The 21,983-nt window shown below is 40.3% G+C and carries 18 protein-coding genes and 1 tRNA gene; 13 read left to right on the forward strand and 6 right to left on the reverse strand.

Annotation, left to right across the window (positions count from 1 at the left end):
- The first annotated feature begins 9 nt into the window (after window positions 1-9).
- From K7X70_RS21930 to K7X70_RS21955, 6 genes are all read left to right on the forward strand, one after another.
- Window positions 10-1,338: a sensor histidine kinase gene (locus K7X70_RS21930; protein WP_222539047.1), complete on the forward strand. Its 1,329-nt coding sequence runs from the start codon at window positions 10-12 to the stop codon at window positions 1,336-1,338.
- Between the two features lie 71 nt (window positions 1,339-1,409).
- Complete coding sequence (locus tag K7X70_RS21935; RefSeq protein ID WP_222539081.1) at window positions 1,410-1,646, forward strand: hypothetical protein; 237 nt, start codon at window positions 1,410-1,412, stop codon at window positions 1,644-1,646.
- Between the two features lie 104 nt (window positions 1,647-1,750).
- Window positions 1,751-2,608 (forward strand): 3-keto-disaccharide hydrolase, encoded by an 858-nt coding sequence (locus tag K7X70_RS21940; protein ID WP_222539048.1) that lies wholly within the window; start codon window positions 1,751-1,753, stop codon window positions 2,606-2,608.
- A gap of 87 nt (window positions 2,609-2,695) precedes the next feature.
- A tRNA-Arg gene (locus tag K7X70_RS21945) sits at window positions 2,696-2,769 on the forward strand.
- Window positions 2,770-2,926: 157 nt separating this feature from the next.
- Entirely contained in the window at window positions 2,927-3,844 is a 918-nt protein-coding gene (locus K7X70_RS21950) for a GlxA family transcriptional regulator (RefSeq protein WP_222539049.1), read from the forward strand.
- Between the two features lie 94 nt (window positions 3,845-3,938).
- Window positions 3,939-4,718 (forward strand): DJ-1/PfpI family protein, encoded by a 780-nt coding sequence (locus K7X70_RS21955; RefSeq protein ID WP_222539050.1) that lies wholly within the window; start codon window positions 3,939-3,941, stop codon window positions 4,716-4,718.
- 38 nt (window positions 4,719-4,756) lie between these two features.
- Here K7X70_RS21955 and K7X70_RS21960 read toward each other — a convergent pair whose 3' ends face one another.
- Both K7X70_RS21960 and serC read right to left on the reverse strand, forming a co-directional pair.
- Window positions 4,757-5,617: a sigma-70 family RNA polymerase sigma factor gene (locus K7X70_RS21960; RefSeq protein WP_222539051.1), complete on the reverse strand. Its 861-nt coding sequence runs from the start codon at window positions 5,615-5,617 to the stop codon at window positions 4,757-4,759.
- Window positions 5,614-6,717, reverse strand: a complete 1,104-nt coding sequence (gene serC / locus K7X70_RS21965; protein WP_222539080.1) for a 3-phosphoserine/phosphohydroxythreonine transaminase — start codon at window positions 6,715-6,717, stop codon at window positions 5,614-5,616. Before serC ends, K7X70_RS21960 begins: the two co-directional genes overlap by 4 nt.
- A gap of 316 nt (window positions 6,718-7,033) precedes the next feature.
- Between serC and K7X70_RS21970 the strand changes: the two genes are divergently transcribed.
- Window positions 7,034-7,495 (forward strand): Lrp/AsnC family transcriptional regulator, encoded by a 462-nt coding sequence (locus K7X70_RS21970; protein WP_062550140.1) that lies wholly within the window; start codon window positions 7,034-7,036, stop codon window positions 7,493-7,495.
- Between the two features lie 318 nt (window positions 7,496-7,813).
- Entirely contained in the window at window positions 7,814-8,788 is a 975-nt protein-coding gene (locus tag K7X70_RS21975) for a GlxA family transcriptional regulator (protein WP_222539052.1), read from the forward strand.
- Here K7X70_RS21975 and K7X70_RS21980 read toward each other — a convergent pair.
- The 3 genes from K7X70_RS21980 to K7X70_RS21990 form a co-directional block, all read right to left on the reverse strand.
- A complete protein-coding gene (locus tag K7X70_RS21980; RefSeq protein WP_222539053.1) occupies window positions 8,769-10,136 on the reverse strand; it encodes a PepSY-associated TM helix domain-containing protein in 1,368 nt (455 codons plus the stop codon). The two genes, K7X70_RS21975 and K7X70_RS21980, sit on opposite strands and share 20 nt — an antisense overlap.
- 72 nt (window positions 10,137-10,208) lie before the next feature.
- Complete coding sequence (locus tag K7X70_RS21985) at window positions 10,209-11,723, reverse strand: SusD/RagB family nutrient-binding outer membrane lipoprotein (RefSeq protein ID WP_222539054.1); 1,515 nt, start codon at window positions 11,721-11,723, stop codon at window positions 10,209-10,211.
- Window positions 11,724-11,777: 54 nt separating this feature from the next.
- Window positions 11,778-14,831, reverse strand: a complete 3,054-nt coding sequence (locus tag K7X70_RS21990) for a SusC/RagA family TonB-linked outer membrane protein (protein WP_222539055.1) — start codon at window positions 14,829-14,831, stop codon at window positions 11,778-11,780.
- A 75-nt stretch (window positions 14,832-14,906) separates the two neighbouring features.
- Here K7X70_RS21990 and K7X70_RS21995 point away from each other — a divergent pair, with 75 nt between their 5' ends.
- From K7X70_RS21995 to K7X70_RS22005, 3 genes are all read left to right on the forward strand, one after another.
- On the forward strand, window positions 14,907-15,890 hold the full coding sequence (locus K7X70_RS21995) for a helix-turn-helix transcriptional regulator (protein ID WP_222539056.1): 984 nt from the start codon (window positions 14,907-14,909) through the stop codon (window positions 15,888-15,890).
- Window positions 15,891-16,014: 124 nt separating this feature from the next.
- Window positions 16,015-17,949 carry a 30S ribosomal protein S1 gene (rpsA, locus tag K7X70_RS22000; protein ID WP_062550146.1) on the forward strand — a complete coding sequence of 645 codons (1,935 nt, stop codon included), beginning with the start codon at window positions 16,015-16,017 and terminating at the stop codon, window positions 17,947-17,949.
- A 97-nt stretch (window positions 17,950-18,046) separates the two neighbouring features.
- On the forward strand, window positions 18,047-19,723 hold the full coding sequence (locus tag K7X70_RS22005) for a beta-N-acetylhexosaminidase (protein WP_222539057.1): 1,677 nt from the start codon (window positions 18,047-18,049) through the stop codon (window positions 19,721-19,723).
- 24 nt (window positions 19,724-19,747) lie between these two features.
- Here K7X70_RS22005 and K7X70_RS22010 read toward each other — a convergent pair whose 3' ends face one another.
- The gene (locus tag K7X70_RS22010) at window positions 19,748-20,206 is read right to left on the reverse strand and encodes a thiol-disulfide oxidoreductase DCC family protein (RefSeq protein ID WP_222539058.1); all 459 of its coding nucleotides are present in this window, start codon (window positions 20,204-20,206) and stop codon (window positions 19,748-19,750) included.
- 227 nt (window positions 20,207-20,433) lie between these two features.
- Here K7X70_RS22010 and pyrR point away from each other — a divergent pair, with 227 nt between their 5' ends.
- Window positions 20,434-20,982 (forward strand): bifunctional pyr operon transcriptional regulator/uracil phosphoribosyltransferase PyrR, encoded by a 549-nt coding sequence (gene pyrR, locus K7X70_RS22015; protein WP_062550149.1) that lies wholly within the window; start codon window positions 20,434-20,436, stop codon window positions 20,980-20,982.
- 1 nt (window position 20,983) lies between these two features.
- Entirely contained in the window at window positions 20,984-21,916 is a 933-nt protein-coding gene (locus tag K7X70_RS22020; RefSeq protein WP_187664969.1) for an aspartate carbamoyltransferase catalytic subunit, read from the forward strand.
- Window positions 21,917-21,983 lie beyond the last annotated feature (67 nt).

Raw genomic sequence — 21,983 nt, forward strand, 5'->3', positions numbered from 1 at the left:
GCCTTAAAGATGAAACTGCAACTCAAACTTGCGTTATACAATACCCTCACTAAGGTGGCCATCATCACCCTGATGGGAATTTTCATCCTGGTTTCTATCAACAGGATTTCGGTGAACCATATTCATCAGCGGCTGATTCAGAAAAAGAACAAACTGGTGACTCACCTTTCCAGTACGGCGATCAATGATTTGCTGACACAGCAAAAGACTTTTACAGATTACAACTTACTCAAAGAGGAATACATCGTTCTGAAAGAGGTAAAAAACAACCGTAAGGAAAAATTAAAGCAATATTTTAGTCGGGAGACCCGGGAAATTGAAGGCAGTCAGGAAGAATATGAGATCCTGAGTGCCGAATTTGAATACCGCGGCAAAAGATACCTGCTGGAACTTGGAGAAACGATGTCGACGGTAGGGCAATTGGAAAACACGATTTCCGTATTTACCTTCTTAATTTTACTCGCAGCCGTAATCCTAACCCTCCTCACCGACCTTGCTTTCAGTAAGTTTTTATTGGCCCCATTCTATCAGATCATTGATCAGAAACTCAACAAAGTAAATGATCCGATCAGCTTCAATTATGAACCCGTAAAGACAACTACCGAAGATTTCAGGATCCTGGATCAAAGTATCAGCAGCTTGATGAATAAGATCACTGATCTTTTTCTGACCGAGAAAGAATTCATTGCCAATGTTTCCCATGAGCTCTTAACCCCGATCTCCATTTTAAATACCAGATTGGAAAATGTGCTGAATGATGAAAAGTTAAGTGTAGAAGGAGAGAATAAGATTTTTGCCTGCTTAAAAACACTCAACCGCCTCAAATCAATTATCAATAGCCTCCTGCTCATCTCGAAAGTAGAAAACAACCAGTATAAAAAACCAGATTCGATTGTACTGAAAGAAATGATTCATGAAGTTTATGAAGAATTAGAACATCGACTGGCAATGATGGACTTGACTTTTACCATCAATTTATCTGAAGATTACATTTTCAAAGGCAATCGTTCTTTATTCCATACCTTATTAATGAATATTGTAAACAATGCCATTAAATACAACCTTCCCTCCGGCAGTGTTCATATTTCTGATACTTTTATAAAGGGCAAATATGCACTGATCATTGAAGATACTGGCCAGGGAATGGCCGTAAACCAGGTTTCTCATGCTTTTCAGCGCTTTGAAAAATTCCAGTCGGAAAAAGAAGACAGTTATGGCCTAGGGCTTTCCATCGTGAAAAGTATTGCTGTTTTCCATGAACTAGACCTCGAAATTGAGTCAGAAATCGGCAAAGGAACCCAGGTAATTTTAATCTTTCAAGAAAATAATCACACCTGATCAATCTTCATACAATCTTCATGTTTGATGAGCAACTTTGATCTAACAAATCACATAAAACAATTAAAAACATGAAAAGAACAATTTTAGCGCTTGCATTAGTTGCAACAACTTTCGGCGCATTCGCACAAACTCCTGCTGCAACTACAAAACCAGTAGCTCACAAAGCACACGCTAAAGCAGTAGTAGCAAAAACTGAAGTAACTAAAGCAGCACCAGTAACTGCAGCTAAAACTACTGCTGCTCCTGTAACTAAAGCTGCTCCAGTAACTAAAGCAGCTGTTAAACCTGTAGCAAAACAAAAATAAGTCTTAACCACCTCGTTAAGAACTATAGCCTAAGGGGGTATTCAGATATGGATATCCTCTTTTTTTTGTATTTTGGCTTCAACCACACAAACCTGAACCAAATTATGAGAAAATTCTTCCTTGTCCCCCTCGCTTGCGCTGGGCTTTTTCTGAGCTTTAATACGATAAAGAAACCAGTTACAGACCCTCCAGCTAAGAAGCAAAGCTCAATTCCATCCAATAACAAAAAGGGCTGGATCTCCCTTTTTAATCAAAAAGACATCAACGATTGGTTTGTGAAGATCGCTCATCATGAAGTTGGGGAAAATTATGGCAATACTTTTCGCGTGGAAGATGGCATGATTAAAGTAAGATATGACCAGTATGGGGATTTCAACGACCAATTTGGCCATTTATATTATAAAGTACCTTACTCCTATTACCATCTGGTAGTAGAATACCGTTTTGTAGGTGAACTCCAAAAAGGCGCCCCTGATTATACGTTAAGAAACAGCGGAGTGATGTTCCATTCCCAGGATCCAAGAACGATGCCTAAAGAACAAGATTGGCCGATTTCTGTAGAGATGCAGTTTTTAGGAGGCCTGGGTGATGGGAAACCAAGACCTACAGGCAACATGTGTTCACCAGGAACTAATGTAGTGTATCAGGGCAAAATCGCCGCATCCCATTGTCTCAACTCAACTTCAAAAACTTATCATGGCGATCAATGGGTTCGTGCAGAACTGATTGTTTTGGGAGATTCCCTGATCACACACATCATCAATGGAGATACCGTACTACAATATTCGAAACCACAAATCGGTGGTGGAACTGCCAACAACTATGACCCTAAAATCAAAATTGACGGCAAGTTATTGAGCAGCGGTTACATCGCTTTACAAAGTGAAGGACAGCCCATTGACTTCCGAAAAGTAGAACTAAAAGATTTATCGGCCTTAAAAGCAAAAACCAAGCGCAAATAGACTTGGTTTTCCTTGAATTATTTGTTTTTGCAAACTGTTGTAGATGTCCATTTTTACTTATACCTTTGCGACTCCAAAATTGGATATGCATCCATAGCTCAGCTGGATAGAGCAACGGTTTTCTAAACCGTAGGTCATAGGTTCGAATCCTATTGGGTGTACAAGAGATTTATCTCTTAAATTAAGGCGACGTTGCTCCAGACGTCGTCTTTTTTTGTTTAAAGGGATTTTGGCCGGAGCTAATGGCATCTTTAAGTTAGTTCGTCTGCTCTGTCAAGACAGCTCACATTTTCACCTCCTAACGATTACCTTTGAAAAATGAGCTCCAATCGTGTTATATTTTTCATATTTGATAGCGTCCATCTTTTAGATCTGGCAGGTGCCCTAACCGTTTTCTATGAATCCGGATGCTGTGGAAAACCATATGATATGCGTTACGTTTCTCCATATCAAAATCCTGGAACCTCATCAGGTCTTGGATTTACAAATGTGGAACCACTCAGTTCAGTGACCGTCGATCAGAATGATATCGTGATTGTGGCTGGGATGGAAATTGAAAAATGGAACAGAGCAGATGATCAGCTCTGGATGCCCTGGTTACAAGCCGCAGCTAAAAGTGGTGCGATCGTAGCTTCAGTTTGTACGGCAACTTTTGCGCTTGCCGCAGCAGGTCTGTTAAATGGCCAAAATTGCACTACGCATTGGGCATGGACTACTACTTTACAGCAAAAATACCCACTGCTTAAGGTCATAGAAAATAAGCTATTCGTACAAAGCGGCAGGATTTTCAGCAGTGCGGGAATCGCTACAGGTATTGACCTGGCGCTCTATCTTATTGAACAGCAGCATGGGGCAGCTTTTGCATGTATGGTAGCACAAGATATGGTAGTTTATATACGCAGAGACGGAGCGGAAGCGCAAAGCAGCATCTATCTGCAAAACAGGCAGCACATTAACCAATATATACATCAGGTACAAGATTATATCACCAAAAATTTACAGCATAAAATAACTATAGGAGAACTGGCGGATCTAATTTTTGTCAGTCCGCGGAACCTGACGCGCTTATTCAAATCTGCCACAGGAACCCCTATAGGACAATATACTCAATTGCTAAGACAGGAAAAAGCGAAGCATCTGCTGAAAACCAAACATAAAATGGCCTGGATAGCGAAAGAATGTGGCTATAGCAATACTGCTCAATTGCGCAAATCTATCAAAGAAGCAAACGATTAAAAAATTGACCTCAGATCGAATGGCCGGATTGTGAGGATAACTGTCCTGATTTATGAGTTGAGTTCCCTTAATTTTGGGCATAAATAATATATTCATGAGACGATTATTACTCTTCATACTTTTAATTCCCTGCTTTGCTTTTACGCAAAGAGATGGAACTGCCTATCTGTGTCCGCCTTGCAACCATCCATGTGATACTGCTGTTTACCAGCAACCCGGTGTTTGTACACATTGTGGGATGACATTAGTTGAGAAAAACCAGCAGCTGTCGGAGGATAAAAAAATAACGGTTTGCTTTTACTTATATGATGGCGTAGAAGTACTTGATTTCGCGGGGCCGATGGAGGTCTTTTCCTATGCAGGCTTTAAAGTCATCACTGTCGCAAAAACTAAAAGTCCACTTTTGTCGCAGGGAATTCTTAAGATCATTCCGGATTACAGCATTAAAGATGCTCCGCAAGCAGATATTTTCGCCGTATTTGGTGGTTCAGATGAAGTGGCAGCGGATGATCCTGAGGTTATTTCCTGGATAAAATCGAGGGACAGCAGTACTAAAAGCTATTTTTCTGTTTGCACTGGCGCGTTTATTCTTGGTAAAGCAGGCCTGCTGGATAAGGTGACCGTGACGACTTTTCATAAAAGTATTGCCAATCTTCAAAAAGCGGTGCCGAAAGCTAAAGTGCTTCAAAATGTCCGCTATGTGGACAATGGCAGGGTCATCACTACAGCAGGAATATCAGCAGGTATGGATGGGGCACTCCATCTGGTGGCAAAATTGAGAGGTAAAGCTGCAGCTGAAGCCATTGCAAAGCAAATGGAATATGATAAATATCAGCCTGAACAAGGCATAGATCTATCAAGCCCGAAAAAATAATAAGAGGCGACGTTAGTCCAAACGTCGCCTCTTATTATTTAAAAATATTCTGCCAGATAGGGCGTCCTGCAATGCTGTCTTAAAGTTTTCAGCGCCCTGTCTTTTAATTGCCTGATGCGTTCCTTACTCAGGTTAAAAACTTCTACCATATCATCCAATGTCAATGCGGTATGGTTATCCAGGCCAAAGAACAAGGTGATGATCCATTTTTCCCTTTCCGGAAGTACACCTAAAGTACGCTGTAGATCCTCGCTCAGCGATTCTGTCATCATTTGTGCATCTGTATTCGGTACATTGGTATTGACCAGACTGTCCAGCAGACTAAAACCACTTTCTTCATTGGTAGTCATATCCAGCGAAAAAGACAAAGGGGCACTCGATAAATAATCCGAAACCTTATCTGCAGAAAGTTCTGTTTCCTGAGAAATTTCCTCATAAGTAGGCAAGCGTTCCAGCTTTTGTTCTAATAAATCTGATGCTTTATTAATTTTGATGATGCCCAATACCTGATTTCCAGGGAGGCGGATCATTCTCTTTTGATCAGCCAATGCCTGCATAATGCTCTGGCGAATCCACCATACGGCAAAAGAGATAAATTTGAAGCCTTTGGTATCGTCAAACCGCTCCGCAGCTTTAATTAAACCCAGGTTGCCTTCGCTGATCAGGTCAGCCAGCTGCAAACCTCTATTCTGATACTTTTTGGCTACAGAAACGACAAAGCGCAAATTGGTTTTCACCAGTTTATCCAGGGCTGCTTTATCTCCTTTTTTAATTCTTCTGGCCAGATTCAACTCTTCTTCTACATTTACCAGATCGATTCTTCCGATATCGGTCAGGTATTTATCAATAGATTCGGAATCCCGATTGGTAATGGATGGTGCAATCTTTAACTGTCTCATACCGTAACTTCATTTTTTAATGATACCTGCTTATTTAAGATGTAAGTTTCAAAATCCTGCATACATTTTACGAGTACTTCCACACTCGATATAGGCAATGCATTGTATAAAGAAACTCTGAAACCGCCTGCGGAAGGATATCCTTTGATCCCTACGATACCTTTTGTGCTTGCAAAATCCAGGAATTCGGCTTCTAATGCTGGATCTTTTGCTTTGAAAGTCACATTCATTCTGGACCTGTCTGTGGGATTTGCCAGGCCATAAAACAAGGTATTTCTATCTATTTCTTTATATAACAATCCTGATTTGGCGATGTTTTCTACTTCCTGCTGTGCTACACCTCCTTTTTCCTTCAGCCACCTTAAATTCAACATGGCCACATAAATTGAGAATACCGGAGGGGTGTTAAACATAGAATTATTGTCTATGTAAATCCGGTAGTCAGACATAGAAGGTACTTCGCGCTGAATTTTTTCCAGTAAACTATTTTTGATCACGACAAGGGTCATACCAGCGGGGCCCATATTTTTTTGTGCACCTGCATAAATCAGGTCAAAATCTGCGACATCAATAGGTCTGCTGAAGATATCAGAAGACATATCGCAGATTACCGGGATATTGGTGGCCGGCACGCTGAATACTTCTGTTCCTTCAATCGTATTATTAGAACAATAATGAAAATAAGCGGCTTCGGATGGAATTTGGTAACCAGTAGGAACATAGTAATAGTCTTTGTCTTTGGAGGAAGCGACGATCTCCACCTGTCCAAAGAACAAAGCTTCTTTGATGGCTTTCAAAGAGAAGAATCCAGTATCCAGGTAAGCTGCTTTTTTATCCTGCTGCAGGAAATTCATTGCCAGCATAGAAAACTGGGTGCTGGCACCTCCTTGCAAAAATATAACGCTGTAACCTGCAGGCACTCCCAGCAATTCTTTCACTAAATCCTGTGTTTCATTGATGACAGCTTCGAACTCTGGAGTACGGTGGGAGATCTCTAAAATACTAAGGCCAATGCCATTAAAATCCCTAACTGCATCTGCTGCCTGATCTAAAACTTTAGCAGGTAAAATACATGGTCCTGCACCGAAATTATGTTTGATCATTGTTTTATAGGTTCTGGTTGATAGCTCCAAAGTTCGGAACGTCAAAACGGATATCTCATTTTCCAATTACATTCAGCAAATTTTTCTGTTTTAACTACTTTAAACCATACATTTTTTGGGTACCAATTCTAATGCTAGGCTGCTGCAAAATTTAATTTCCCTACTTCCTTATTTTTTAAGGGGTTAAGGTATGTTTTACACTATCCTTTCGCAGAAAGACCGTAAATGTTTCATAAAAAATAAATAATACTATATTTGACCTTAATTACGTTGTAAAACATCTACACTAAGCTAGAAATCTATCTTCTGAAAAATGTCTAAACTAGATCCTACCCATCTTGGAATTTTGCGTCTTTTACAGGAAGATGCCCGAATGACGCATAAAGAACTGGCGAGAAGATTAAGGAAAAGTGTTTCTCCAATTTTTGAACGCGTAAAATGGCTGGAGCAAAACGGCTATATCAAAGGTTATACCGCATTGGTAGACCTGCAGAAAAGCAGCAACAGCATCATTTCCTTTACGCATATCCAGATGAATGACCATTCTGAAGAAGCTTTAAGCGCTTTTCAAAAGGAAGTGGTACAGTTTGAAGATGTGAGAGAATGCTATTATATCACTGGTAATTTCGATTTCATCCTGAAAATCGTCTCTCCGGATATGAAAGGTTACAACGATTTTTTACGCGGCCAGTTGTCAAAATTACCAAATGTAGGCAGCGTACAAAGCTTCCTGGTACTTTCTGAAGAGAAAAGAGATACCAGCTACAAGATCTAAGCGCTTAAATCTAGGTCCAGCCCTATTAAAACATTCCTTTTTCCCAATTGTTAAAACATCAGGTAATTTCAGTTTAAGCGCATTCTTCAACAATTCAATAACAGAAAAATCAATAAGTAATTTCAGGTAAATACAATTGCAGGAATTTTCCAGGTAGAGGTCGGAAAGTGTTCGGGAAGAGAAGGGCCTTATCATAGAGAGCGGAACCACAACTACAAGCTGATACCCAGTCTACACCAGGGGCAAATCAGCTGCATCATTGTCTTCAGTATAATGGAATATAAATTCTTAAATTGCATCGTATAAAACGTAAATCAGATGGTACAGGTAGCCTTATTACTCCCCAATAATTATCGTTTACTAAGCGTAGCCGCAATACTTGATGTATTTGATACAGTGAATCATTATTATCAAGAAATCGGCAGAACGCCTCTTTTTCAAATCAACCTGATCAGGAATACGACCATTTCCAGGGAAGGAACTACTTTTGAAAAATACAATGCACTCAGCTTATCCGAATCCGGGCAGCAAAACCTCATCTTAATTCCAGCATTTGGTACATCAAACCTCAATACCGCCATCCAGGAAAATCTGGAATTCCTGCCCTGGCTACAGCAGCAATATAAGAAAGGTGCGGAACTGGCCAGTTTTTGTACAGGAGCCTTTTTATTGGCGGCCACAGGTTTACTCAACGGAAAAACTGCCACCACTCATGTAAATGCAAGCACCGCATTTGCCAGCTGTTTTCCCGATGTTTATTTTACACCGGAAAAAGTAGTTACCGCCGACCAGGGGATTTATACCAGCGGTGGCTCAACAAGCAGTTTTCATTTGATGCTGATGCTGATCCACAACTACTGTAGCCGCGATACCGCCATACACATTGCCAAAATATTCTCCATTGACATGAACCGGGAACAGCAAAGCCATTTCGGGACTTTTCATCCGGTAAGGGATCATGGTGATGAACTGGTGTCTAAAACACAGCTTTGCATTGAAAATGCCTATAAAGAATCGGTAACGATTGAAGATATTCTGCAGCAAATTCCTTCCAGCAGAAGAAACATTGTACGCAGATTTAAACAGGCTACGGGAAATACCCTTATTGAATATTTACAAAAAACCAGAATTGAGGCGGCTAAAAAGCTTTTAGAGCAAACCAACCTCAGTATTCTGGAAGTAATGTTAGATTCCGGCTATAATGATCTGAAAACTTTCAGACAGCTTTTCAAGAAAAACTCCGGAATGACACCTAAAGATTATAGGGATAAATTTAAGCCGAAAGCCGCATAGCTGGCCTTTTATTTATCTTTTTCTTTCTTTTCTTTTTTAGCTTGTTCAGCCAGATCAGCGTACCTGTAACCGGCAGACTGGTTGCAATCAAACAGGCCAGGAAATAAATAATCTTGGTAAACATGCCATATACATCACCCAAATGCAGGGCTTTGATAGAACCGGATACGCGTTCGTTGAAAGGCTTATCACTAAACACTTCTTTATGAAGTACATTACCTGTGTATTGATCTAAAAGGACTTTATCACCTGCAGCAGGTGCAAAAAAACCTGTTTTATTCTTCATGACCGTAATGGCTGAAGCAGAATCTTTTGGCAGACTGATGCTATAATCACCAGTATAAGGTAATGCGGCATCTGCTTTTTTCAGGTAATCGGCCAGATTTAAAGGGGCAGCGCCCGTTACAATCGTCGAAACCGGATCTTTAGGCGGCTCAAACCCTTCTGGCTGATAAGTACCTAAAGTTTTCCTTAAAGCCTCTCTATACCAAGGGAAGGACCATTGCGGACCAGTAATTCCCATCAGAAACAGAAAGATACAAGCGTAGAAACCTAAGCTATTGTGTAAATCGTGGTTTGTTCTTTTCCAACTTCCAGACCATTTAACCTTTAGTCCTTGTCTCCAGGATTTAACCCTTTGAGGGAACCAGATCACCATACCAGTAATGACCCCAAACGTAAATAATATGGTAGCTGCACCGGTAATGTAACTGCCCAGTTTTCTGTTTTCCAGTTCTCCGAAGATCGGTTTTTCTACCTTATCTAAAAGTAACCACCTGTGCAGGCTAAACATGGTTTTCATCAAAGAAGCAGTAGCTCCTTTCACTTCAGAAATATTGCCAATCACTTCACCAGTATATTGGTTTACCGCAAAAGCGGAAGGACGCTTTCCTTGTTCAGGTTTTCCGCCTTTTTCTTTTCCTCTTCCTTCTCCGCCTTTTTCTTTTCCAGCTTTATGCTCTTCGCGACCTTTGTCTGCGCCTTTTTTATCTTTTCCTGCTCCTCTTTCCCCTTTTCCTTCTTTATCACCGTCCTTCATTCTCACCATAAACTGATAAGTACGATTCGGATCTGCAGGTATTTTCACTGAAACTACTTTTCCTCCTGTGTTTTCCTTTACTTGCTTGATCAAAGATTCAATCGGCATCGGATTTGCACCTGCCGGAGCAGTTACTTTATACAATTCAGGATTTGCCATCTCTTTCAATTCTGTATTAAAAACATACAGCGTTCCACTTAAGCAAACCAGGATCACGATGATCCCGCTCGCTAATCCGATCCATAAATGGATGTCGTTAAAAAGTTTACGTGTTTTCTGCCAGGCGCTTTTAGGTGTGTTTGGTTTCATTAAGGCTATTTTTTACAAATATAAAACAAATCCGCAATTATTTAGACTAATTCTTAATACTTACAGGTGGTACTATTTATTCCACCAGATTTTCCCTACCGTCACCTCGTCATTACCTTGTTTACCGCTTTCTACAGCATTCGTCTGGCGTTCTGATTCAGGGTACATCAATCTTAATGGTCTTGCTGTTGGTGATGGAGCCAATAAAGAGTTAGGAATCTCAGGGAAGCCTAATCTTCTGTAATCACTCCAGGCTTCCAGGCTGCTGATGCTGTTCAGGGCCAGCCATTTTTGCTCAATAATCCTTTTCAAGCGATCAGCTGGTGCTGCTCCACTTAACTTCACCGTAGGTTGTGCATTATAAGCTGTAAACTCAGCTGCAGCTACTTCCATATATTTGAATGATTCTCCAATTCCCTGCTCGTAGAAAGTCTGATCTGAACCAGCGATCCACCCTCTATTTGCCGCTTCGGCCTGCAGGAATAAACTTTCAAAAGAGCCCATTAAAATCAGGGCCTGATCAAAACTTTTGAAAAGTCCGGTAGGTTTTCCATCATTTTCAGTTGGCCCTTTAAAAGCAGAAGTGCTTTTTGCTGCATACTGAGCATCCACATTTGGATTCCCGAAAAGTACCCCTTTAAAAGTACCGCCAATGCTCACATATAAACTAGCCAGACGAGGATCATTCAATCCTCTATATTTATCAATGATGTATTGTGTTGGTCGTAAATCCACATGATTGGTAGCCGAAGCATTTACACCTCTATAATTCGTTTCCCAAAAAGGGTTCATTTTACCTTTAGAGTTGATATAACCTGGCTTGGTTGCTGCATTTTGCCCTAAGCCCAGAAATCCACTTCCTTCCATTTTGATCTTATCGATCTCTGCAGTGATGTAAGCATCATTATTTGTTTGCGACTGGCGGATCAGCGCTCTTAATTTCAAGGTATTTCCAAATTTAGCCCAAAGCTGTTTATCGCCGCTAAAGATAATATCGGCTTTGCCCGGACTTTGATCTGCAGCTGCACCTTTAATTTCTGCCATTCCCTCAGTAATCAGCGAAACAGACTTTTCATATACGGTCTTTCCATCTTCATATTTAGGCTGCAAATACAATGTTCTGTTCAAAGCTTCATCAAAAGGAACATTGTTATACATATCTACTAAGTGCAAAAAGTGCCATCCCTGCATGATCTTCGCAATTCCCGAATAAAACGGTGCATTTTCTTTTAGCGCCTGCTCCTTGATCAATTGATAATATAATAAGGTGTTGTAAGTCCCTTCCCATATCTGGATTCCATCTCTGGTTCCTCGAATGGCTACCCCATTATAGGTCTTCTCTTTATAAAACTTATTGGTTGCTTCACTGGTGGTCCCCCAATATCCTGCCCAGAAAGCGGCCAGTTGGTTGATTTGTACCGTTTCCTGATTTATAGTGCTGACTAAAGCACCCGGTAAACGGGCACTTAAGATCAGGTATTGCTCTGTTGGACCATTCGGATTGTCATTCACATCCAGGAATTTTTCGCAGGAAGTCAGACTCAATAAGCCGGCAGCGAAAACGAATATTTTTATGCTTTTCTTCATTATATGTATGTTATTCTTCAGCGTGTATCTCTTAAATAAACTCGTGTATAGCGATTAGAACGTAACGTTCAGGTTAAAACCAAACATTCTGGTTGGAGGAATCTGTCTGAAACTCAAATAACCATCTGTTTGATTGTACAAGGATTCAGGATCGCCGTAAGTATTGCTCTTATGTCTGACGATGAATAAATTGGTTCCTACCAGTCCGAAGCTAGCTTCACGGATCACTTTCTGTTTTGCCAATAACGCTTTAGGCAAAGCGTAATTGATGTTCAGTTCTCTTAGTTTAAAGAAGTCTGATTTCGCCGCCGTGTTTCTTTGCACTTTTCCCTGTGTATCCCAAAATGCTTTATCGCCTTTAGACATCACCGTTGTATTTTCTACATATACCGGCTGGTCTGCAGTTCCGGTATTGATTACAGAATTAGGGAAGATGAACGGCTGACGACCATATTCAGCAGTAGCTGGATGCGTACCAGCAGTATACATCCTTGGTACCACCTCCGAATACAGCCAACCTCCAAGACGGGCGTCAAACTGAGCACCAATACTGATACCCTTGAAGTTAATCATCGTGCTTAATCCCATTTGATAAGGAGGAACCATAGTGCCAAGAGGGGCGCTATCAGCTACTGTAGTCGTATTTCCTTTCGAATCTACCACTACCCTTCCTTGCTCATCTCTTAGGTAATCACTCACTTTTAATAGTGGATAACTTTGTCCGACTACTGCATAAGCCTGTCTGAACATTCTGAATTCTTCTTGTCCGCCGAAAATAGTTTTCACCTTATTATTAATATGTGTGAAGTTAAAACCGAGATTCCATCTGAAGTTGTCAGTACGGATCACATCACCGTTTAGCGTCAATTCAATGATTTTATTGGTCAATCGTCCTGCGTTAACAATGGTGGAATTATACCCTGTTGAGCTGGAAATCGGCGCATCAAAAATCTGACCGTCAGAATCAGAATACACATAAGCTGCTTCAAAGTTTAAGCGGTCATTGAAGAAACCCAGCTGTGTACCCACTTCGTAAGATTTCACAAATTCTGGTTTGATATTAGGGTTCGGGCTGGTTAAATTCGGCGTAAAACCTACTAAACCACCAAAAGGAAAACCATTGATCTGCGAATAAGCGTTGTTTAAGCTGTAAGGGTCTAAAGTAACGTTCCCTGTTTTGTTATAAGAAGCAAAGACTTTTCCGAAGGAGAGTACTTTACTGTCTTTTAAAGCTTTTATCCCTTCTGTAAATACAAAGGAAGTACTGACACCAGGATAAAAATAAGAGCGGTTTTCTTTACTCAACACAGAAACCATGTCGTTTCTACCGGTTAGGGTTAAGAACAAATAGTTGTTATATCCGGTAGTATATTCGAAATAAGTGCCTAATGCTCTGTATTTAGTCATCGAAGCAGCACCGTCCAGCTCACCTGCACGACTGCCAGGATTGAAAAGATCTGGGAACAATAGATTGGCACTTCCTACAGAAATCAACTTGGAATCATCCATACGGATGTTTTGTCCAACCAATAAACGGTTGGTAAACTTTCCGAAATCTTTCTTAAAGTTCAGGATTAAATCACTGTTTATTCTACGGAAATCATTGCTGCCATCATTTACAGAACCATTCACGTTTCTATTTCCTGATGGAGAAGCCAATTTATTGGTCGTTGCCCTGCTTTCTTCTGAAGTACTGTACAATCCAATGCGATAAATTGCAGAAAACCATGGTGTAAAATCATAATCCAACTGGATCTTTCCATTGATCGTTTGCTGATCAGAAGTGTTTCTATTGTTATCCATTAAGAAAAACGGATTCTTTGCCGCTGTTGCATCCGTGTAATAGTTCAGCGGATTTGCTACTGAATTCGGATCTCTCCAGTTTTTCAAACTTTTAAGGTCAAGGTTTGCAGGCTGCACATAGGTGCTGTACCATGGACCATCCGGTGTAGTATTTCTATTGGCCGAAATATAATTGACGTTATAAGAAGTATTCAGTTTGCCGAAAGCTCTGGAACCATTAAACCTCGCTCCTGTTCTGGAGCTTTTATCACCAGGAATTACCCCTTTGATATTCACGTTTTGAACAGAAAAAAAGTAAGTAGAATTTTCATCACCACCAGAAAAAGAAAGATCGTTCTGTAAAGTTCTACCCATTTGGAACATATCCAGGCGATTATCTTTTGAAGGCGCTGCGAATAATGCAGTAGGTTGTACGCCGTTTGGCAGTTTTAAGCCCAGGTCTTTGGTACTGCCATCAAATGCAGGTCCCCAGGATTCATATTCTGTTGGAGAATATACACCATTTTGCCCTTGTCCGAATTGTGTTTGCGCAGGCGGCAATAGGTAAACATTTGAAAAGGTAGTAGTATTGGAGTAATTAACGGTTCCCCTGCCTCTTTGTCCTTTTTTAGTGGTAATCATTAAAGCACCGTTTACACCTTCTGAGCCGTATAATGCGGCAGCATTTGCACCTTTAAGTACGGTGATGTTTTCAATGTCGTTCGGGTTTAAGCGGCCGATGTCTGGAATAGGCACCCCATCTACTACATATATAGGATTGTTTTTTGCATCGTTGAAAGATCTGGAACCACGCAGCCTGATTTGGACCAGCTGATCGGTCTTACCAGTAGTGGCATCGTTCATGTTGATTCTTAGTCCGGCAACTTTACTGGCCAGACCTTGTAATGGGTTCACTACTTTACCTTGATTCAGGCTTTCATTACTGATCAAAGTTGTTGAAGTTCCCAATTCTCTTACCTGACGCTTTATGCCTAAAGCACCAGTTACTTCAACTTCCGACAACTGGTTTACGGAACCATCCAGGTAAGCATTCAGCGTGTTTTTATCAGCAGTTATTTTCAATTCTACAGTGATGTAGCCTGTAAAAGAGAAGGAAAGTAAATCGCCGGGTTCCGCACTGATGGTATATTTACCACTAGCGTCGGTGCTGACTACCTCTTTATTGGATTTGCGGATCACGGTTGCACCTGGAAGGGTTACTCCAGTCTTTTGATCTATTACTTTCCCAGTGATCATCCTTACCTGGGCAAAGAGAGCTGTAGAGATCGTCAATAGTAAAATAATTAGGGTAGCTTTTTTGTTCATCTAAATATTATTTTGATATTTTATTAAGATTTAATCTTAATAACTTTAACTTCGCCGCAAAGATATCAGTAGCCGATGACGCAAAAGGGAGAACAGATGACGCTAAAAGGAGAAAAACAAGACCGTTCATTTTACGGATCTAAAGATCTTGCCATTGGTTATTCAAAGAAAATCGCTTTGTTAAATGCGGAGCAGGACACAGCGCTCCTGACTCATCCCGCCAATCCTGCAGGTTATCGATTGATCTTTGTGCTCAAAGGAAAACTATCTTTTAACGGTGATGGAGCCTGCGAGACTTTGCCTTTATTGGAAAGTCAGCAATACAATCTGATCTGGACCAATGGTCATCTCGACCTTTATAAGGGCTTATCAGAGGAATCAAATGAAATTGTTTTTATAGAGATCAGTGCCGGATTTTTATCGAGGTACCTACCTGAAGATCATCCGGCAGCGATTCATATGCAAACACCACATGTTCCTGAACATGCTTTTACCCGCGATATTCAAAACGTTATCTTTTTCTCTGAACAGCATTTACACATCAGCCCGGAAATCAATGCGATCTTAAATGGCCTGGAAAACTCAGCACACACCGGTTTTTGCAAACGGTTATTTCTGGAATCTAAAGTAATTGAGCTGCTGGCTATCAAAATATCACAGCTGGAACAACAGCAGCCGATCCCTCGTTTAAAGCAGGAGGAAATGGATAAAATGCAGGAAGCACGAGAAATCCTGATTCAGCACATTGATGCCCCATTTTCTTTGAGAACTTTAGCGCATATGGTGGGTACAAATGAGTTTAACCTGAAGAAGCAATTCAAGGCGGCTTATGGGACTACAGTTTACGGATATTTGAACCAATACAAGATGGAACAGGCTAAAGCCATGTTACTTCAGGGAGATGCCCGGGTTTCAGAAGTGTCGGAAAAGATGGGTTATAAGCACGCCACACATTTTACCAGTGCCTTCAAAAAGTACTTCGGCTACCTTCCTAATAAAATCAAGATGTTCCTATTGCTTTTTGATCCGGAATTGTGTCTGGTTTTCTTCACTGCATAGTGAAAAAAGGAAGTTATCGGTCCAATCTCTTCTAAATCAACAACATTTATCAAGAAATTCTTTTCTTTAAATTATTTTATTTATACCTTTGCAGTCCCTCACGGGAAAAGGAGATTAAATTTTAATGGCTAAAAAACAAGTAGCAGAAAAAGAACTAGAGGCTAAAAAAGCCGAATTACAAGGTGCAGACGCTCGTCTCACTGAGAAAGAAACCATTGAGTCAGAAGCTGATTCAGTGTCGATCGAACAGATCAAATCATCATTAGCAACACCAGATCAAGATTTTGATTGGGATGCAGATGATAAAGTTTTCGGAAAATACTCTGATGAAGACCGTAAAAAGTTTGAGGACATGTATACCGATACTTTCAATCAAATCAACCAAGGTGAAATCATCAGCGGTATTGTTGTGTCTATCAACAATAAAGACGTAGTATTGAACGTAGGATTTAAATCTGACGGATTAGTATCTACTTCTGAGTTCCGTGATACACCTGATTTGAAAATTGGTGATACCGTTGACGTATTCGTGGAAGCTCCAGAAGACGCAAACGGTCAATTGATTTTATCTCGTAAAAGAGCTAAAACCCAAAGATCATGGGAGTCTATTAATGAGGCTCTTGACAATGACAGAATCATCAACGGATTTGTTAAAAGCCGTACTAAAGGTGGTCTTATCGTTGACATCATGGGTGTTGAAGCTTTCTTACCTGGTTCACAAATCGACATCAAACCTATCCGCGATTACGATGTATACGTGGGTAAAACAATGGAATTCAAAGTTGTTAAGATCAACCATGAGTTTAAAAACGTAGTAGTTTCTCATAAAATCTTAATCGAAGACGATTTAGAAAGCCAAAAAGTTGAAATCGTATCTAAACTTGAAAAAGGACAGGTATTAGAAGGAACTGTTAAAAACATTACTGACTTTGGTGTATTCATCGATTTAGGTGGTGTTGATGGTTTACTTCACATCACTGATATTTCTTGGGGCCGCATAGAGCATCCAAAAGAAGTATTAAGCTTAGATGAGAAAATCAACGTTGTAGTTCTTGACTTTGATGACGAGAAAAAACGTATTGCATTAGGTTTAAAACAATTGACTCCACACCCTTGGGAATCTTTAGATACTAACTTAGCTGTTGGTTCTAAAGTTAAAGGTAAAATTGTTACTGTTGCTGATTACGGAGCTTTCTTAGAAATCATTCCTGGTGTTGAAGGTTTAATCCACGTATCAGAAATGTCTTGGTCACAAAACCTACGCAGCCCACAAGAATTCTTGAAAGTTGGCGATGAAATCGAAGCTGAAGTATTAACTTTAGACAGAGACGAACGCAAAATGAGCTTAGGTATTAAGCAATTAACTCAAGATCCTTGGCAAAATGTTGCTGAAAGATATCCTATCGGAAGCAAACATACTGCTGTAGTTAAAAACATGACTAACTTCGGTGTATTCGTAGAAATTGAAGAAGGTATTGATGGTTTAATCCATATCTCTGATCTTTCTTGGTCTAAAAAAGTTAACCACCCTAACGAATTCACTAAAGTAGGTGATACATTAGACGTAGTTGTTCTTGAATTAGATGTAGAAAGCCGTAAATTGAGCTTAGGTCACAAACAACTAGAAGAAAACCCATGGGATACTTTTGAAACTATCTTCACGTTAGATTCAATTCACCAAGGTACTGTTGTTAAAGTAACTGATAAAGGTGCTGTTATTGCTTTACCATATGGTGTAGAAGGTTTCGTACCAACTAAACACATGGCTAAAGAAGACGGAACAACTATCAAAGCTGAAGAAACTAATGACTTCAAAATCATTGAGTTTAACAAAGATGCTAAACGTATCGTTGTTTCTCACGCCCGTATCTGGGAAGAGGCTAAAGCTGAAGCTGTTGCTGAAGAAAGAGCTACTAAGAAAAAAGAAGCTAAAGCTTCAAACACTGCAGTTAAGAAAGTTAAAGATTCAGTTGAGAAATCAACTCTTGGCGATCTAGGCGTACTTGCTCAATTAAAAGAGCAAATGGAAGGTGAAGAAAGCAAAAACAAAGCTAAATAATCTTTTAAGCTAATATATTAAAGGCATCCCAATCCGGGATGCCTTTTTTTTTGCTATTTTGCCAAGGTGAATACCCGTTTTTAGTACCCTCAATTTTATGAAAATCTTTATCTCCCTGCTGAGCGCCCTGCTTTGCCTTCAGCTGAGCAGCTTTGCTCAATACCCTGCCCCTTCCTTAATCCCACAGCCTGTGGAAATGAAAATAGGAAAAGCCACAGATCACTTTACCATCGCCAATAATAGTACACAGGTTTTTATCAGTGACAGCAGTTTGAAGCCCTCCGCCGAGTTCTTCATCAGCTTCATTAAAAAATATTACCTGCTGGATTTAAAACTGACCACAGTTGCAGATCCAAACAGGAAGAATGTGATCAACCTGATTAAAGAGTATCCGGCACTGCAAGATAAAATGCCAGACCAGAAGCAGATCAAAACACCGTCACCTAAAGCCGACATAGAAAATCCAGAGCAGTATCGTCTGGAAGTGTTGGCAAAGTCTGTGACGATACGTTCCAGCGCTCCTGCTGGTGCATTTTATGGGATTCAAACCCTGATCCAGCTCTTACCGCCTTCCCCAAAACCATTTCCTTTACAAGTAAAGGCAGTCAGCATTACGGACTATCCACGCTTCGCTTATCGCGGAATGCACCTGGATGTCAGCAGGCACTTTTTCGACATCAGCTTTGTTAAAAAATACATCGATTACCTCGCCATGCACAAGCTGAATTATTTCCATTGGCACCTGACTGATGACCATGGCTGGCGTATAGAAATTAAAAAACATCCTCGATTAACTGCGATTGGTGCCTGGAGAGATGGTTCCATCATTGGCCTGTATCCTGGAAAAGGAAATGACGGCGTTAGACATGGCGGTTATTACACCCAGGCCGAAGTAAAAGAGGTGATCAAATATGCCGCAGACAGATACATTACCATCATCCCTGAAATCGAAATGCCTGGACATAGTATGGCCGTCCTTGCCGCTTATCCGGAATTGAGTACCACACCAAAACAACCGAAAAAAGTAGCAGAAACCTGGGGCATCTTCAATAAATTCAATAATGTATTACTCCCTTCTGAGCAAACCTTTAATTTCCTGGAGGAAGTACTCACAGAAGTGATGACACTGTTCCCCTCCCCTTATATTCATATTGGTGGAGATGAGTGTTCAAAGATCTGGTGGAAACAGTCTGCTTTTTCTCAGCAGCTGATTAAAGAAAAAGGGCTAAAAGATGAAAATGGACTGCAAAGCTATTTCATCCATAGGATTGAAAAGTTTGTGAACAGTAAAGGAAAAACCATCATCGGCTGGGATGAGATTCTAGATGGTGGTCTTGCTCCAAATGCGATTGTCATGAGCTGGCGAGGAGAAAAAGGAGGTATCGCCGCTGCGAAACAAAAACATAAAGTGATCATGACCCCAGAGAACTTCATGTACTTTAACCATTCACAATTTCTAAAGGATGATTCCTTAACTGCAGCCAGGTACTTACCCTTAGTAGATGTCTACAATTATGAGCCCGTACCCTCGGTTTTGACACCTGCCGAAGCCAAATACATTTGGGGTGGACAAGGCAATCTGTGGTCGGAATACATCACCAATCCAGCTAAAGTGGAGTACATGCTTTTCCCTAGATTGGATGCCTTAAGTGAAGTACTTTGGAGCCCAAAACCTAAGCGCAATTTTGCGAATTTTCAGGAACGACTTAAAGAGCAGTTTCGGAGGTATGATATGATGGGCATTAATTATAGTAAAAGGTATTTGAAGCCCTAAATTAATTAATGGAAATGCAGCCTTTTATAAAAATTTAGATTTAAGTGCTGCTGAGGGTACCATACAGCTTTCCTGTTTACCCCAAATGCGGTACCGGTTTTTTGAAATCAGCTGATAGAAAAAATCTCTTATAAATGGAGGGATAATAATGAAACCATAAAGCAATGGCCAAAAGCCGCTGAGCCTTCTCGCAATACGTAATGCTGCTGTAGAACGATAATACGTTTTTCCGTTTTCCAATAATATGATGGTATTTAATTGTTGCTCATGAGCGGTTAATGATTCTTGCTGATTTTTGGATGAAGTAGTTCTTTTTTCTTCAACGTTTAAGAAAGCCAATTGCGCTTTTGCGACCTCAGTCTGCAATGCTGCAAAACGAAAGTAATCGTTCCGGTCTCTTTTTATAACAAACTGTACAGAATGATTGCATAGATTACAAATTCCATCAAAAAATATCATTCCATGTTCTCTATTCCCATTCATTTGTCTGCCTTTACCTTATACTCTATACATATTCAAACATTGTTCCGATACAGGAATCAGACAAATATAAATTTTAAATTCAGGGCATGATCTATAGTTTTATAAATAAGACACTTAAAGGATTTTACCTTCAAAATCCTTTAAATTTCCTTAAAACCGGCACAAAATTTCCTTTTCAACTTTACAGAGTTGGAACATTTTACTATATTTGACCAATCCTTTAGTCAATGCAAAAAAGAACCCTGCTAGACGGTCAGAAATTCCAGATCACAATTAAGAGACTTTGTCATCAATTAATTGAGAACCATAACGATTTTTCAAATACTGTTTTAATTGGCATTCAGCCAAGAGGCAGTTATTTTGCCGATAGAGTGCAAAATGAACTGTCCCAAATCCTAAAAAAAACCACGATTAAGAAAGGCAATTTAGACATTACCTTCTTCCGCGATGATTTTAGAAGGAAAGACGGCATGCTTGCCGCCAACGCCAACACCATAGATTTTATTATTGAAGGGATGAACGTAATCCTGATCGATGATGTATTGTGGACCGGACGTACCATACGTTCTGCCATGGATGCATTATTGGCTTACGGCCGACCAGCACGAGTAGAACTCATGGTCTTGATAGACAGGCGTTTTTCAAGGCACCTACCGATTGAACCCGATTATATCGGTCAGCAGGTAGACAGCTTAAATTCACAGCACGTGAAAGTGAGCTGGAAAGAAACAGAAGGAGAAGACAAAGTAATCTTAATATCAGAAAGCAATAAATAACATGGCAGAAGAAAAATTATCAACCCGACATCTTTTAGGTATCAAAGATATTAACCGAAATGATATCGAATTGATCTTACAAACTGCAGATAATTTTAAAGCTGTAATCAACAGGCCGATAAAAAAGGTTCCTGCATTGAGAGATATTACCATTGCAAATATTTTCTTTGAAAACTCTACGCGTACCAAGCTCTCTTTTGAGCTGGCAGAAAAGAGACTTTCTGCAGATACCATCAACTTTGCCGCCTCCTCTTCTTCTGTAAGTAAAGGAGAAACGCTGATTGATACGGTAAACAACATCCTGGCCATGAAAGTGGACCTGGTAGTAATGAGACACCCCTATGCGGGCGCTGGGCAGTTCCTGAGCAGACATGTGAACGCACAAATCGTAAACGCCGGCGACGGCGCGCATGAACATCCTACTCAAGCACTTTTAGATGCTTTCTCTATCCGCCAGAAACTAGGTGATATTGAAGGCAAAAAAGTAGTAATTGTAGGTGATATTTTACACTCCAGAGTAGCCATATCCAACATCCTTTGCCTACAGAAACTAGGTGCAGAAGTAATGGTATGTGGACCAACCACACTGATTCCCAAACACATCGAAAGTTTAGGGGTAAAAGTAGAACACAACTTAATCAAAGCTTTAAACTGGTGTGATGTAGCCAATATGCTGCGCATCCAGCTGGAAAGACAAGATATCAAATACTTCCCTTCCCAAAGGGAATACGCCATGATGTATGGCTTAAATAAGCAAATCCTGGATAACCTGGATAAGGAGATCATTGTGATGCACCCTGGCCCAATCAATCGTGGTGTAGAGATCACCAGTGATGTGGCAGATAGCAAACAATCTATCATCCTTGAACAGGTGGAAAACGGTGTTGCAGTAAGAATGGCAGTACTTTATCTCCTTGCTTCTCAAAGAGATTAAAACTTCGCGCTTTTTTTTATAACATTCTTGTTTTCTTTTCGTTAAAACCAGTGTTATCAACACTTGT

Origin of the sequence: Pedobacter polysacchareus (assembly GCF_019802255.1) — a bacterium.
GTDB classification, from domain to species: Bacteria; Bacteroidota; Bacteroidia; order Sphingobacteriales; family Sphingobacteriaceae; genus Pedobacter; species Pedobacter polysacchareus.

Excerpts from the sequence above, each read along its gene's own strand:
- K7X70_RS21990 (WP_222539055.1), bottom strand. The coding sequence starts at position 14,831 with ATGAACAAAAAAGCTACCCTAATTATTTTACTATTGACGATCTCTACA.
- K7X70_RS21970 (WP_062550140.1), top strand. The coding sequence starts at position 7,034 with ATGTCTAAACTAGATCCTACCCATCTTGGAATTTTGCGTCTTTTACAG.
- K7X70_RS21950 (WP_222539049.1), top strand. The coding sequence starts at position 2,927 with ATGAGCTCCAATCGTGTTATATTTTTCATATTTGATAGCGTCCATCTT.
- K7X70_RS21985 (WP_222539054.1), bottom strand. The coding sequence starts at position 11,723 with ATGAAGAAAAGCATAAAAATATTCGTTTTCGCTGCCGGCTTATTGAGT.
- K7X70_RS21935 (WP_222539081.1), top strand. The coding sequence starts at position 1,410 with ATGAAAAGAACAATTTTAGCGCTTGCATTAGTTGCAACAACTTTCGGC.
- K7X70_RS21980 (WP_222539053.1), bottom strand. The coding sequence starts at position 10,136 with ATGAAACCAAACACACCTAAAAGCGCCTGGCAGAAAACACGTAAACTT.
- K7X70_RS22005 (WP_222539057.1), top strand. The coding sequence starts at position 18,047 with ATGAAAATCTTTATCTCCCTGCTGAGCGCCCTGCTTTGCCTTCAGCTG.
- K7X70_RS21960 (WP_222539051.1), bottom strand. The coding sequence starts at position 5,617 with ATGAGACAGTTAAAGATTGCACCATCCATTACCAATCGGGATTCCGAA.
- rpsA (WP_062550146.1), top strand. The coding sequence starts at position 16,015 with ATGGCTAAAAAACAAGTAGCAGAAAAAGAACTAGAGGCTAAAAAAGCC.
- K7X70_RS22010 (WP_222539058.1), bottom strand. The coding sequence starts at position 20,206 with ATGAATGGGAATAGAGAACATGGAATGATATTTTTTGATGGAATTTGT.
- pyrR (WP_062550149.1), top strand. The coding sequence starts at position 20,434 with ATGCAAAAAAGAACCCTGCTAGACGGTCAGAAATTCCAGATCACAATT.
- K7X70_RS21940 (WP_222539048.1), top strand. The coding sequence starts at position 1,751 with ATGAGAAAATTCTTCCTTGTCCCCCTCGCTTGCGCTGGGCTTTTTCTG.
- K7X70_RS22020 (WP_187664969.1), top strand. The coding sequence starts at position 20,984 with ATGGCAGAAGAAAAATTATCAACCCGACATCTTTTAGGTATCAAAGAT.
- K7X70_RS21955 (WP_222539050.1), top strand. The coding sequence starts at position 3,939 with ATGAGACGATTATTACTCTTCATACTTTTAATTCCCTGCTTTGCTTTT.
- K7X70_RS21930 (WP_222539047.1), top strand. The coding sequence starts at position 10 with ATGAAACTGCAACTCAAACTTGCGTTATACAATACCCTCACTAAGGTG.
- K7X70_RS21975 (WP_222539052.1), top strand. The coding sequence starts at position 7,814 with ATGGTACAGGTAGCCTTATTACTCCCCAATAATTATCGTTTACTAAGC.
- K7X70_RS21995 (WP_222539056.1), top strand. The coding sequence starts at position 14,907 with ATGACGCAAAAGGGAGAACAGATGACGCTAAAAGGAGAAAAACAAGAC.